Raw genomic sequence first — 13,697 nt, 5'->3', positions numbered from 1 at the left:
CAGGCGGGAGGTACGGCGGCGAGGTGACGGCAGGAGCACGGGCGTACGGGTGGACGATCGCCGTGGCGGTCGCGCTGCTCCTGCCCGGCGGGCCCGCCACCGCCGCCCCTGTCCCCGCCCCTGTCCCCGCCCCCGTCCGGGTCGCCCTTCGGAACGCGCCCGCCCCGCGCCCGTACCCCCTCGCCGTCGAACTGCGGTCGCTGAGCCCCGCCGTGGTCCGCCACGACGGCGAGATCAGGGTCAGCGGCACCGTCACCAACACCTCCGGGCGGCGGATCACCGGCGCCCACATCGGCCTGCGTATCGGCGCGGCCGGGGCCGCCGACACCCGTGGCGCCCTCGCCGTCCACGCCGCGCGCACCGCCCTGACCCGCGCCGACGGCCCCGAACTCGCCGACCACACCGCCCGCCTCGCCCGGCTCGACGCCCACGCCGGGCGCCGCTTCGACCTCACCGTGCCCGTCTCCGGCCTGGGGCTGGAGGGCGCGGGCGCGTATCCGCTCACCGTGACCGCCGCCGGTGCGGACGGCACGGTGCTCGGCCTGACCCGCGGCCAGCTGCCCGTCTACCCCGACGGCAGCGGCCTGCGGCGGATGCGCACCACCGTCCTGTGGCCCCTCACCGACGTCCCGCACATGGAGGCGCTGACCCGGCGCACCGGCGACGACAGCGTGCTGCCGGTCTTCCGCGACGACGCGCTGACCGCCGCGTTCGGCCCCGGCGGGCGGCTGCGGCGGCTGGTCGAACTCGGCGAGGACGAGCCGGTGACCTGGGCGATCGACCCCGATCTGATCGTCCAGGCGCAGGCCATGGCGCGCGGCTACCGGGTGGCCCGTACGCCCGGCAGCAGCGATCCGCAGGAGGCCGGTCCCGGCCGGGGCGGCAAGGCGGCGGCCGGGTGGCTGGCCGCGCTGCGCAAGGCGGTGCGCGGCCGGGACGTGGTCGTCCTGCCGTACGCGGACCCCGATCTGGCCTCGCTCGCCCGCGTCGGCGACCCGGCGCTCGTCGCGCTGCTGCGCCGGGCGTCCGCCACCGGCACGGCGGTGGTGAACCGGGCGCTGGATGTCCGCGCCCGCGACGGGCTGGCCTGGCCCGCGGGCGGCGCGCTCGACACCGGGATCGCCGGGTACGCGCGGCGGCTCGGCCTGGACACGGTGCTCGCCTCCGGCCAGGGGCCCGGCCCGTACGGCGCGTCGCTCGTCGCCGGGGGCGCCACGGACGACGGGGCCGTCGCCATCGGCGGCGGGAGCACCGCGCTGACGTACGACGCGACCATCGCCTCCCTGCTGTTCGACAGCCACCCCGGCGCGGGCGCCGCCGGTGAGCCCGCCCGGCTCGCGCTGCGGCAGCGGCTGCTGGCCGAGACCCTGACGGCCGTACGGGAGCTGCCGTACGCGGCGCGCGACCTGGTCGTCGTACCGCCGCGCCGGATGCCCGCCGGGGTCGCGCGGACGCTGCTCTCGGCGCTGGCCACGGGTCAGGAGGCGGGCTGGCTGGAGCCGTCGCGGTTCGAGGTGGCGCTGCGGGAGCCGGAGCCGGGGGAGTTGCGGGACGGCGGCGGCCACCCGGCCGCGCCGCACGCCTCCGAGCTGCCGCCGGAGCGGCTGGCGGCGGTCGCCCGGAACCGGCGGGCGCTGCGCGCGCTGGCGAAGGTGCTGTCCGACGCGCGGGCCACGGTGGCGTCGGTGCGCGCGGCACTGGCCCGGTCGGTGTCCACGGGGTGGCGGGGCGACGCGGCGGGGGCGCGCGCCTACCAGGAGGGCGTGGCCCACTATCTGACCGCGTCGATCGCCTCGGTGCGGCTGGTGCCCAAGTCGCGGGTGGTGGTGACCGGGGGCTCCGCGACCATCCCGGTCACGGTCGCCAACGGGCTGCAGCAGGACCTCACCGGGGTCGAGCTGCGGGTGCTCTCCAGCCGCCCGGAGCGGGCCCGCGCGGTCGACGGCGCGGTGGCGGTACGGGCGTCGCGGGCGGTGAGCCGTACGGTACGGGTCCGGGTGAGCGCCCACGCGAACGGCCCGGTCCGGCTCACCGCCCAGCTCCACACCCGCGCCGACGGCCGCCCGTGGGGCGCGCCGATGACCTTCACCGCCGAGGTGCGCTCGGTGCCGTCGGGCGCGGTCGCGTTCGTGGCGGGCGGGGTGGCCCTGATCGCCCTGGCGGCGGCCCTGCGCCTGCGAACCACCCGACGACGGGCCAACGGGCCCCCAGGCGGCCGCGACGGGCGGTGACGCGGCGCCAAGTCGCGCGCATCGCGGTGCTCCGGCAGCGCCCATGGGCCGTGGTGTCCGGCGTCGGGCACCGGCCCGTGCGGTGTGCGTGGGCCGGGCCCGCCGGTCCGGTCGGGGTGCTCCGGGCGGGGGGGGGGCTTGGGGGCGCGGCCTGCACCGGTGACCCCTACAGCCGGTGGGCGGTGCCTGCTGGGCTGGCGCCTCGGGTGTCCAGGAGCAGCTGGGCCTTGGCCGCCAGGCCCTGGAGGTCGTACGTGCGGTGGTGCTGGAGGAGGACGGTCAGGTCGGCCTCGGCCGCCGCCTCGTACACCGCGTCCGCGCGCGGCACCGGGCGGCCGAGGACGCGCCAGCCCGGCACGTACGGGTCGTGGTAGCCCAGCTGGGCGCCCAGCTCCATCAGGCGGGCGGCGATCTCGCGGGCCGGGGAGCCCTCCTCGTCCGCCACGTCCGGCTTGTAGCTGACGCCGAGCAGCAGGACGTGGGCGCCGCGCGCGGACTTGCCGTGCTCGTTGAGGAGCGCCGTACAGCGCCGGGTGACATAGCCCGGCATCCGCCCGTTGACCTGCTGCGCCAGCTCGACCATGCGCAGCGGGAGGCCGAGGCCGCGCTGCGGGTGGGTCATCCGGTCGCATTCGATGGGCGCGCCGTGGCCGCCGACGCCGGGGCCGGGGCGGAAGGACTGGAAGCCGAACGGCTTGGTCTCGGCGCAGCGCACCACGTCCCACAGGTCGACGCCGTTGTCGTGGCAGAACGCCGCCATCTCGTTGACCAGGGCGATGTTGACGTGCCGGTAGTTGGTCTCCAGGACCTTCACGGTCTCGGCCTCGCGCGGTCCGCGCGCGCGGACGACCTTCTCGGTGAGGCGGCCGTAGAACGCGGCGGCCGCCTCGGTGCAGGCGGGGGTGAGGCCGCCGATGACCTTGGGGGTGTTGGCGTACCCGTAGACGCGGTTGCCGGGGTCGAGGCGGCCGGGGGAGTACGCGAGGTGGAAGTCGCGCCCGGCCCGCAGCCCGGACCCCTCCTCCAGCAGCGGGCGCAGGAATTCCTCGGTGGTGCCGGGGTACACGGTGGATTCCAGCAGAACAGTGGTGTGCGGGCGCAGCCGCCCCGCCAGGGTGCGCGCCGCCTCGCCGACCGCGGACAGGTCGAGCCTGCGGTCCTCGCCGAGCGGGGTGGGGGAGCAGATCACGGCGGTGCGGACCCGGCCCAGGTCGGCCGGGTCGGTGGTGGTCCGGAAGCCGCCGGAGATCATCCGGCGCAGTTCGGCGGCGGTCAGCGAACCGTCGCCCGCCCCGGTGGGCAGCCGCCCGGCCCGCAGCTCGTCGGCGGCCCGGGAGTCCGGGTCGTAGCCGACCGTACGGATACCGGCGGCGGTGGCGGCCTGGGCGAGCGGGAGGCCGAGATGGCCGAGTCCGACGACGGCGAGATCTGCGGGCATGACTTCGAGCCGTCCTTCCCGAGACGGTTCCGGAGGCGGTTCCGGATGGCGCAAAGGCAGACTAAGCGGAAATATGACTCGTATTCAGTATTGACGGAGGTTGGCGACGCGGTGTTGCGGTCACCACCGGGCGACAGCGGGCCGGGCGGCAGCGGGCCGGGCGTATGGGCCCGGTCCAGGCATGGCACGGCGAGGAGAAAGCCAGGAAAATCGGCAGGCGAGCGTCGTGACGTCGATCACTACGGGAGGCAGCGGTGAACACACCGGCACTGGGACCGGCCGAGCGCGGTCAGGCGCTGGCCCGGATGGCGGACCGTGAACTGGACGTGCTGGTCGTGGGCGGTGGCGTGGTCGGCGCGGGCACCGCGCTCGACGCCGCGACCCGCGGCCTGGAGACCGGGCTGGTCGAGTCCAGGGACTGGGCCTCCGGCACCTCCAGCCGCTCCAGCAAACTGGTCCACGGCGGCCTGCGCTACCTGGAGATGCTCGACTTCGCCCTCGTCAGAGAGGCGCTGAAGGAGCGCGGGCTGCTCCTGGAGCGGATCGCCCCGCACCTGGTCAAGCCCGTCCCGTTCCTCTATCCGCTCAAGCACCGGGGCTGGGAGCGGGCGTACGCCGGGGCGGGCGTCGCGCTCTACGACGCGATGTCGATCTCCTCAGGGCACGGCCGCGGGCTGCCCGTCCACCGCCATCTCTCGCGCACCCGCGCGCTGCGCGTCGCCCCCTGCCTGCGCAAGGACGCCCTGGTCGGCGCGCTCCAGTACTACGACGCGCAGGTGGACGACGCGCGCTTCGTCACCTCCCTGGTGCGCACCGCCGCCCGGTACGGCGCGCAGGTCGCCAACCGGGCCCGGGTGGTCGGCTTCCTGCGCGAGGGGGCGCGCGTCGTCGGGGCCCGGGTGCACGATCTGGAGCAGGGCGGCGAGTTCGAGGTCCGGGCCCGCCAGGTGGTGAACGCCAGCGGGGTGTGGACGGACGAGACCCAGGCGCTGATCGGGGAGCGGGGCCAGTTCCACGTACGCGCGTCCAAGGGCATCCACTTGGTCGTGCCCCGGGACCGCATCCACTCCACGACCGGGCTGATCCTGCGCACCGAGAAGAGCGTCCTGTTCGTGATCCCGTGGGGGCGGCACTGGATCATCGGCACCACCGACACCGGCTGGGACCTCGACAAGGCGCACCCGGCCGCGTCCAGCGCCGACATCGACTATCTGCTGGAGCACGTCAACGAGGTGCTCGCGGTGCCGCTGACCCGCGACGACGTCGAGGGCGTCTACGCCGGGCTGCGCCCGCTGCTGGCCGGGGAGTCGGACGCGACCAGCAAGCTCTCGCGCGAGCACACGGTCGCCCACCCGGCGCCGGGCCTGGTGGTGGTCGCGGGCGGCAAGTACACGACGTACCGGATCATGGCCAAGGACGCCGTGGACGAGGCGGTGCACGGCCTCGACCGGCGGGTCGGGCCGTGCGTCACCGAGGAGGTGCCGCTGGTCGGCGCCGTCGGCTACACGGCGCTGTGGAACGCGCGGGCACGCATGGCCAAGCGCACCGGGCTGCACGTCGCCCGCGTCGAACACCTGCTGAACCGGTACGGCGCGCTCGCCGAGGAGGTCCTGGAGCTGATCGCCGCCGATCCGTCGCTCGCCGAACCGCTCACCGCCGCCGACGACTATCTGCGCGCCGAGGTCGTCTACGCCGCTTCCCACGAGGGCGCCCGCCACCTGGACGACGTCCTCACCCGGCGCACCCGCATCTCCATCGAGACCTTCGACCGGGGCACCCGGGGCGCCCGCGAGGCGGCCGAGCTGATGGCGCCGGTGCTGGGCTGGGGACCGGAGCAGATCGACAAGGAGGTCGAGCACTACGAGAAGCGGGTGGAGGCGGAGCGCGAATCGCAGCGGCAGCCGGACGACCTGACGGCGGACGCGGCGCGGCTGGGCGCCCCGGACATCGTGCCGCTGTAGGGGATACCCGTGGCGGGGCTATCGGCCCGCGCAGAACTCCGCCGTGAGCAGGGCCGTCTCGGCGTCCGGGTCCGGCGGCCCGGCGCTGTTGAGGCGGTAGACGAGAGTGCGGCGGCCGTCGCGGGTGGCCACGGCCAGCGCGTACGAGCCGTTGACCTGCCCGTTGTGCCCCCAGACCGTCGTCCCGCACGACAGCCGCACCGGGAACAGGCCCATCCCGTACCGGCCGCCGGACGCCGAGGTGTCCTCCATCCGCCGCAGTTGGGCCTGCGGCACCGCGCGGCCGCGCAGCAGTGAGCCGAGCAGCCGGGACAGGTCGTCCAGCGTGGATATCATCTCGCCCGCCGCACTGGCGGACGACGGATCCAGGTCGGTGACATCCCGCCAGGCCCCGCCCCGCCGGGCGTCGTACCCGTGGCCGTGCGGGGCCGGGAGGGTGGTGCGGGTGCCGGGGAACGACGTGTCGTGCAGCGCGAGCGGGGCGAGCACCCGGCGCCGGGCCTCGGCGGCGTACGGGCGGCCCGTGACCCGCTCGACGATCATGCCCAGCAGCACGTAGTTGGTGTTGGAGTAACGCCACGTCGCCCCGGGCGCGAAGCCGGGCCGGTGGGTGAGGGCGGTCCGTACGAGGGAGGCGGGGCTGTGGGTCGTCGTGTCGTTCGGGGCGGTCAGCTGACGGGCCAGCACCGGGTCCTCTGTGTAGTCGAACAGCCCGCTGGTGTGGGTGAGGAGCTGGCGCAGGGTGATTTTTCGGCCATTGTTGCCCTGGCCGCGTATCAGCCCCGGCAGATGTTTCTCGACGGGATCGGACAGGTCGAGCCTGCCCTCGGCGGCCAGCCGCAGCGTCAGCGCCGCGACGACGGTCTTGGTGACGCTGCCCGCGCGGAAGTGATCGTCCCGCTCGATGCGCCGCCCGCTCCGGGTGTCCGCGACTCCCGTCGTGCTGAACCGGGCCGCGCCCCCGTCCCGGACCAGCGCTGCGGCGCCGGGCGCCGCGCCGTCGGTCACCAGCCGCCGCAGGGCCGCCGTGAGGGTGCGGTGCTCCGCCCGCGCGGCGGACCTCCGGCTGTCACCGCTCACGCTCGCGCGGGCGTCCGTGTTCGCCGTACAGCCCGTCAGCGCGACGCCCATGGCCGCGACCAGCGCCACGGCGGTCGGCATCCGGCCTCGCCTGTGCCATCGTATGGCGGAGATGGGCATGACACGGGCCTTTCCGTTCCCTGCGGACCCTCCGATGTTCGCAGGTGCCGGGACGGCCGCCGCACCGTGCCCGCTCCACGCCCGGACCCCGGGCTTTCCCGGGGTCGTGGATGAGAGACAATGGGGGCTCTCCCAGGGTGGGTTCAGGGTGGGTTGATTCGCAGAGGGGTCGCATGTCGGAGGCTGAGAAGACGCAGGGTTCGACTGGGCGCCTCCTCGCCGGGCGTTACCGGCTGGGGGAGATCCTCGGTCAGGGCGGCATGGGCACGGTCTGGCGCGCGAGCGACCAGACCCTCGGCCGTACGGTCGCGGTCAAGGAGCTGCGCTTCCCGTCCAGCGTCGAGGAAGACGAGAAGAGACGGCTCATCACCCGCACGCTGCGCGAGGCGAAGGCGATCGCCCGGATCCGCAGCAACGGTGCCGTCACCGTCTACGACGTGGTCGACGAGGACGACCGCCCGTGGATCGTCATGGAGCTGATCGAGGGCCGTTCGCTCGCCGATGCCGTCCGGGACGACGGGCCGCTCACCCCGCAGCGCGCCGCCGAGGTCGGGCTCGCCGTCCTCGACGTGCTGCGCGCCGCGCACCAGTCGGGCATCCTGCACCGCGACGTGAAGCCGTCCAACGTGCTGATCTCGGACGACGGCCGCGTCGTCCTCACCGACTTCGGCATCGCCCAGGTCGAGGGCGACCCGTCCGTCACCTCCACCGGCATGCTCGTCGGCGCGCCCTCCTACATCTCCCCGGAGCGGGCCCGCGGCCACAAGCCCGGCCCGCCGTCCGACCTGTGGTCCCTGGGCGGCCTGCTGTACGCGTCGGTCGAGGGCGTACCGCCGTACGACAAGAGCACGGCCATAGCGACCCTCACCGCTGTGATGACCGAGCCGGTCGAGCCGCCGAAGAACGCGGGCCCGCTGGAGGAGGTCATCTACGGCCTGCTCAACAAGGACCCCGACCAGCGGCTGGACGACGCGGGGGCGCGGGCGCTGCTGGAGCACGCGCTGAGCGCCCCGGAGGACACGGCCAAGGCGGTCCCCGCCGACGCGACCCGCACGATGACCTTGCCGCCCGCCCCCTCGGCGGAGGACGAGACGGCCGCGGGGGTCAAGTCCGCGGCGGTCGCGGAGCGCGCCCGGGGTGCGCTGAAGTCCGTACGGAACGCGAAGGCCGACCAGAAGGCGGCCCCGGCGAAGAAGGCGGAGACGGCGAAGAAGCCGGAGACGGCGAAGAAGGCCGAGTCCTCCTCGAAGTCCGCCGCGTCCACGAAGTCCTCCTCTGGGGCCGCCGGGTCCTCGACGGCCGCGAAGGACTCGGAGCCCTCAGAGCCCTCGAAGCCCTCGAAGCCTTCGCTGTCCTGGCCGACCGCTGGGTCTTCCGAGTTCTCCGGGTCCTCTGAGCCGTCTGGGTCCTCGAAGAAGCGAGCGGCCGCCGCCGGTTCGGCTGCTTCCGGTTCCGCTTCCGCCTCCTCTTCGTCCTCCGCTTCCGGTTCCGGGCAGCCCGACGGCGGGTCCAGCCCGTATCGTCCGGTGCCGCCGCGCGCCCCGATCACCGATGTGGTGTCCAAGCGGACGCTGATCATCATCGCGGTGGTCGTGGTCGTCATCGTGGGCACCGTGCTCGCCATCGCCTTCAGCGGTGGTGACGACGGCGACAAGTCCAAGGGCGCGTCCGGTGCCAAGGCATCAGCCTCTGCCGGTGCGTCGGACGACCGGCAGAGCGGCAAGGACGCCGGTGCGTCCGGCGGGACGAACAGCACGGCCCCGGACGGCAAGACGTCCGGCGGCTCGACGGAACAGACCGACGCCGAGAAGTCCAAGGGCGACGACGCGGACGACGACGGCGGCAAGGGCAAGGACGAGGGCAAGGGCGGCAGCGGGGACGACGGCGGAAGCGGCGGCAAGGAGGAGGGCAAGGGTGCCTCCGTGCCGGGCGGCTACGAGACCGTCAACAGCTCCGACTTCCCCTTCACCATGGCGATGCCCAAGGGATGGTCGGTGCACCCCGGGAGCTACAGCGGCAGCCGAAAGTACTACGGCGGCTCCAGCATCCCGCGTATCCAGATCGACTTCACCTCCTCCCCGAAGTCCGACGCGGCGGCCGAGTGGCGCAAGGGCGAGTCCGCCGCGCGGAGCAGCATGTCCGGGTACAAGGGCCTCGGCATCAAGTCGGTCCAGTGGCGGGGCTACCCGACCGTCGCGGACTGGCAGTTCGAGCGTGACCAGGACGGTAAGCACGTACGGGTGCTCAACCGCGGCTTCAAGGTGGACGACAGCCACGGCTTCTCCATCATGATCACCTGCGAGGCGAGCAAGTGGGACGAGAAGGAGTGCCGGACGCTGCGCGACACGGCGTTCAAAACCTTCGACATCACGGACTGAGCACTCCTGACGGCGAAGCGTCGCGCGGGCCCGTATCGTGAGTGCCCGTAGACCGTGCGCAGTCGCATGAACCCGCCAAAACGACCATAATTGACGGCTTGGTGCTGTGCTGATCGCATAAGGGACGTTGAACGCGCTGATCGTGCGCGAGGGGAGGCGTCGTGGACGAGTACGCGGGCCGGGTGCTGGCCGACCGGTATCGCCTGCCCGTGCCGCCCGCCGACGAGTACGAGTTCACCGAGACCCGCGCCTTCGACACCTACAGCGGACAGCCGGTCCATCTGCGGCAGATACCGCTTCCGGAGGTCGTCGACGCCGAAGTCGTCGACGACGACGGCCACCCGGGCGGGGCGCTCAACGGAGCGTCCCGTACCGCCCGGGGCGCGGGCGACCCCGCCGTACGGCGCGCCCTGGACGCGGCGACCGCCGCGGCGCAGGTCCCCGACCACCCGGCGCTCGGCCAGGTCTTCCACGTCTTCACGGAGGCCGGAAGCCTGTGGATCGTCAGCGAACTCGTCGCAGGGCGCCCGCTCGCCGCGCTGCTCGCCGAGCAGAATCTCTCCCCGCACCGCGCCGCCGAGGTCGCCAGCGACGTGCTGACGGCGCTCCGCGCGCTCCACGCCCACGGCTGGACGCACCGCAACATCACCACCCGCACGGTGCTGTTGTGCGACGACGGCCGCGCGATGCTGACGGGCCTGGCGGCGGGTGCGGCGGAGGAAGCGCTGTGCGGCTACGACCCGGTGCCGAGGCCGATGGACGGCGGCGCGACCGCTGAGGACGAGGGCTACGGCGGTGCGCCCCCCACAACCCCCACCCCGGCGCTGCCGCACGGCTACGAGAGCGCCGACCCGCACGAGCGTCCCGGCGCGCGGGGCCCGGGGTACCACGATCAGGGCCCGGTCTACCGCGACCAGGGCGCGGCGGGCGGCTTCCCCGGTCCGCGCGGCGCGGGCGACGGCGACCATGGGGCCGGGGCATACGGCTATCCGGAGTCGGCCGGGTCGGCCGGACCGCATGAACACCACGGCCGCCGCCCGGACTTCAACGGCCTGGGCACCGGTATCGACACCGGCACCGACACCGGCACCGGCTTCGGCACCGCGCCAGGCGGCTGGGACGGGCCGGAACCGGAAGCCGAATGGGCCGCCGACGGGACCGGGCACATCCCGGTGCAGGGCGCCGGGGACGACCCCAAGGGCGGCGCCACGGACGACGCGCAGGGGGCGGCCGCGCGCGCGGCGCGGGCGAAGGCCATCGCCGCGTACGCGGCGGGAGCCCGCGCGGCCGCCGCCCGGGCCAACGCCGACGCACCCCAGCACCCCGCCTCCGCCGCCCAGGAGCCTGGGCCGCTCACGGGCGGCGCGCCCTGGCCCGCCTCCGCCTCCGGTTTCGATTCCGCTTCTGGTTCCGCTTCCCATTCCGCTTCCCCCACACCGGAAGGCGCTACGGTCCCCCGGCAGCCGAACGGCGAGAGCGGCGGCGGTTCCTGGGACAGCGGCGGCACGGCGGGCGGCGCCCCGCCGCGCGGCCCCGCCACCGCGCTCGCCGCCGAACGGGCCCGGCAGGCGCGGATCGTCGTGGTCGGCGCCGTCACCGAGCGCTGGGCGCCCGAGCAGGCCGGACCCGTACACGAGAACTGGCAGCTGGCGCCGCCCGTCGGCCCGGCCGCCGACCTGTGGGCGCTCGGCGTGCTGCTCTTCCGCGCCGTCCAGGGCCACGCCCCGTACCCGGAGGAGAACGCCGCCGAGCTGGTGCAGATGGTGTGCGCCGAGGCGCCCGCGTACGCGGAGGAGTGCGGTCCGCTGCGCCCCGTCGTCGAGTCGCTGATGCGCCAGGACCCCACCGAGCGGCCCGGCTTCGAGGAGCTGCGCGGCTGGCTGCGCTCGCTGATCAGGTCGGCGCCGGAGCCGGACGTCGGCAGCAGTACGGTCACCGTTCCGTCGATCGGTCCGGGCGGGGCGTCCGATCCCAGTCGGCTGCCGATCGTGCGCCGCCGGGGCTGGCTGGTGCGCAAGGGCCGGGGCCGTCCCGAGCGGGTGCGCCCCGACCGGCGGGACCGCCCCGAGCGGACGGCGGCCGCGCATGCGCGGCACAAGCGGGCGAAGCCCGCGCGCGAACCGGGCCCGGCCCCGCGAGCGGAGCAGCCCTCGGGCCGCAAGCCGCGCAGGCTGGGGCGGATGCTGCTCCTGCTGATACTGCTGGGTCTGGCGGCGGCGGTGCTGTACGCGATGATGTTCATGCCGCGCGCCGACGACACCGGCAGTCAGGACCGTACGGGCTCGGCGGGCGCCGGGAGCCCGGCGCCCAGCGCCCCCCACGACCCGGCGTCACCGTCGTCCGGCGCGGGCGGCGAGGCCGACCAGGGCGGCGGCACGGAGGAAGCGGGCTCCGATGAGCCCCAGTCCACCGAACCGGCCGGTCTCGCCAAGGGCTTCGAGGTCCGCAAGGACCCGAAGGGCTTCACCGTCGCCGTCGACGAGGACTGGACCCGGCGCGGGGAGAACGCGCGCGGGCAGGTCCGCTACATCGGCGGCGACATCGAGCTGGTGATCGTGGCCGGGCGCGACAAGGTGTCCGACTACGGCGCCGACCCGATGGCGTACCAGCAGAACCGGGAGGCCGAACTGGCCGCCTTCCGCGACTCGGCGTGGGCGTCGTCCTCGGGGCTGAAGCGGATCGACGTCGGGCGGACGGCGATGGCCGAGGGGCAGTTCAGCTGGCGGGACAGCAGCGGCCGCGATGTGTACGCGCGCAACTCGGCGATGCTGATCGGCGGGCGCTATCACGTGGTCCTGGCGATAGGCCCGGCCGATGAGCGCCGCGCGGTGAACCAGCACTTCGAGCAGGCGACGGCCACCTACAGCACATCGGGCTGACACCAGCTAACGGACCGCGCCCCCGAACCGCTCCCGCAGCCGGTACTTCAGCACCTTCCGCAGCGTCTCGTTGCGCGGCAGCGCGTCCACCACCTCCACCCTCTCCGGCACCTTGTGCACCGACAGCCCCACGTTCCGCAGATAGGACCCGACGCCCTCCACCGTCAGCGGCGCCGCCCCCACCGGCTGCTCCACCACGGCGCACACCACCTCGCCGCGCTCCGCGTCCGGCAGGCCGATGACCGCCACATCCCCCACATCCGGATGCCGGTACAGCAGCTGCTCGATCTCCTTCGCGGAAATGTTCTCGCCCTTACGGATGATGATGTCCTTGGCGCGCCCCGTGAGCACGAGATGACCGCTTGCCGTCAGCTGGCCGAGATCGCCGGTGCGGAAGAAGCCGTCCGCGTCGAACGCCTCCCGGGTCTGCGCCTCGTCCAGATATCCGGCGCACACCGCCTCACCCCGCAGCCGCACCTCCCCGTCCACGACGCGGATCTCCATTTCCGCGGGCGGGCGGCCCTCCGTCGTCGCCAGCAGTTCGTCACCGTCGTCCGGCGACCCCATCGTGATCATGGGAACCTCGGTCATCCCGTACCCGTGGGTGAGGCGGCACCCCAGCTCCCGCACCACCTCGTAGTACAGCTCGGGCGGTTTGGGGGCGCCGCCACCGGCCAGCAGCCGCAGCGTCGGGATGAGCTTGTGCGCGGGGTCCTTGCGCTGCTCCGCCAGGAACATGGAGTAGAAGGCGGTGCTGCCGCCCGCGACCGTCACCCCGTGCCGCCGGTACGCGGAGAGGGAGTCCGGCAGCGCGAAGTGCTCCAGCAGCACGGCGGGGAAGCCGTACAGCAGCAGCATCACCGTGTAGTCGGGCCCGGCGACATGGGCGTACGGGAAGGCCATCGACCCGACGTCGTCGGGTCTGAGCCGCAGCGCGTGGGCGAGGCACGATCCGGCGGCGATGAGGCTGCGGTCGGTGTGCAGCACCCCCTTGGGGTCGGAGGTGGTGCCCGAGGTCCAGTAGATCCAGCGGACGGCGGTCCCGTCGGTGGGCGGCGGCGGCAGCTTCGCCGCCTTCGGGTCGGCGACCGGAAGCGCGTCGTACGCCTCGAAGACGTGCGGCGGCTGCGGCAGCCGGGCGCCCAGCCGGTGCGCCATCGCCGCATGGTCGAAGCCGCGCCAGACCCCGGGGACGGCGAAGTACCGCGCGCCGGACGCCCGTAGCGCGTACCCCACCTCGCGGTCGCGGTAGTACGGGATGAGCGGGGTCTGTACGGCGCCCAGCCGGGCCAGCGCCATGGTCAGCACGACCGTCTCCAGCCGGGTGGGCAGCTGCCAGGCGACCCGGCTGCCGGGGCCCACACCCATCGCGTACAGCCCGGCCGCCGTGCGCTCCGCGCGGGTGAGCAGGGCGCGGAAGGTCAGCCTCCGGTCGTGTCGGCCGCTGGCGGCGGCCTGGATCAGCGCGGTGGCGTCCGGGGTGAGCGCGGCGCGCCGCTCCAGCAGTTCCCACAGCGTCGCCGATGTGCCGAGGGCGTGTGCGGTGTCGGTCATCCCGGCCTCCCGTCTTGTCGGTCCAGGGGGTGCGGACTAGCCTTCCTCTGCCGCCT

At 74.4% G+C, this 13,697-nt stretch carries 7 protein-coding genes; 4 read left to right on the top strand and 3 right to left on the bottom strand.

Translation table 11 applies throughout. The features are described from left to right. Nucleotides 1-23: 23 nt before the first annotated feature. Nucleotides 24-2,231, top strand: coding sequence for a DUF6049 family protein (locus ACWC5C_RS12830; protein ID WP_450875462.1), 2,208 nt, complete (start codon nucleotides 24-26; stop codon nucleotides 2,229-2,231). Between the two features lie 166 nt (nucleotides 2,232-2,397). On the opposite strand, the gene ACWC5C_RS12825 is transcribed toward ACWC5C_RS12830, so the two are convergent. Then, nucleotides 2,398-3,669 (bottom strand): nucleotide sugar dehydrogenase, encoded by a 1,272-nt coding sequence (locus ACWC5C_RS12825; RefSeq protein WP_385443704.1) that lies wholly within the window; start codon nucleotides 3,667-3,669, stop codon nucleotides 2,398-2,400. A gap of 254 nt (nucleotides 3,670-3,923) precedes the next feature. Between ACWC5C_RS12825 and ACWC5C_RS12820 the strand changes: the two genes are divergently transcribed. Continuing rightward, entirely contained in the window at nucleotides 3,924-5,630 is a 1,707-nt protein-coding gene (locus tag ACWC5C_RS12820; RefSeq protein WP_450875461.1) for a glycerol-3-phosphate dehydrogenase/oxidase, read from the top strand. Between the two features lie 18 nt (nucleotides 5,631-5,648). Here the strand turns inward: ACWC5C_RS12820 and ACWC5C_RS12815 are convergent, their stop codons facing one another. Next, on the bottom strand, nucleotides 5,649-6,791 hold the full coding sequence (locus ACWC5C_RS12815; RefSeq protein ID WP_450875460.1) for a serine hydrolase domain-containing protein: 1,143 nt from the start codon (nucleotides 6,789-6,791) through the stop codon (nucleotides 5,649-5,651). A gap of 212 nt (nucleotides 6,792-7,003) precedes the next feature. Between ACWC5C_RS12815 and ACWC5C_RS12810 the strand changes: the two genes are divergently transcribed. Both ACWC5C_RS12810 and ACWC5C_RS12805 read left to right on the top strand, forming a co-directional pair. Continuing rightward, on the top strand, nucleotides 7,004-9,208 hold the full coding sequence (locus tag ACWC5C_RS12810; protein ID WP_450875459.1) for a serine/threonine-protein kinase: 2,205 nt from the start codon (nucleotides 7,004-7,006) through the stop codon (nucleotides 9,206-9,208). 161 nt (nucleotides 9,209-9,369) lie between these two features. After that, complete coding sequence (locus ACWC5C_RS12805; protein WP_450875458.1) at nucleotides 9,370-12,087, top strand: protein kinase; 2,718 nt, start codon at nucleotides 9,370-9,372, stop codon at nucleotides 12,085-12,087. 6 nt (nucleotides 12,088-12,093) lie between these two features. Here the strand turns inward: ACWC5C_RS12805 and ACWC5C_RS12800 are convergent, their stop codons facing one another. After that, nucleotides 12,094-13,641 carry an AMP-binding protein gene (locus ACWC5C_RS12800; RefSeq protein WP_450875457.1) on the bottom strand — a complete coding sequence of 516 codons (1,548 nt, stop codon included), beginning with the start codon at nucleotides 13,639-13,641 and terminating at the stop codon, nucleotides 12,094-12,096. Nucleotides 13,642-13,697 lie beyond the last annotated feature (56 nt).

Source organism: Streptomyces sp. NPDC001700, assembly GCF_053596435.1.
Note: the sequence above shows the minus strand (reverse complement) of the source record. Positions and strands in the feature narration are given on the sequence as shown.

Excerpts from the sequence above, each read along its gene's own strand:
- ACWC5C_RS12825 (WP_385443704.1), bottom strand. The coding sequence starts at position 3,669 with ATGCCCGCAGATCTCGCCGTCGTCGGACTCGGCCATCTCGGCCTCCCG.
- ACWC5C_RS12815 (WP_450875460.1), bottom strand. The coding sequence starts at position 6,791 with ATGCCGACCGCCGTGGCGCTGGTCGCGGCCATGGGCGTCGCGCTGACG.
- ACWC5C_RS12810 (WP_450875459.1), top strand. The coding sequence starts at position 7,004 with ATGTCGGAGGCTGAGAAGACGCAGGGTTCGACTGGGCGCCTCCTCGCC.
- ACWC5C_RS12800 (WP_450875457.1), bottom strand. The coding sequence starts at position 13,641 with ATGACCGACACCGCACACGCCCTCGGCACATCGGCGACGCTGTGGGAA.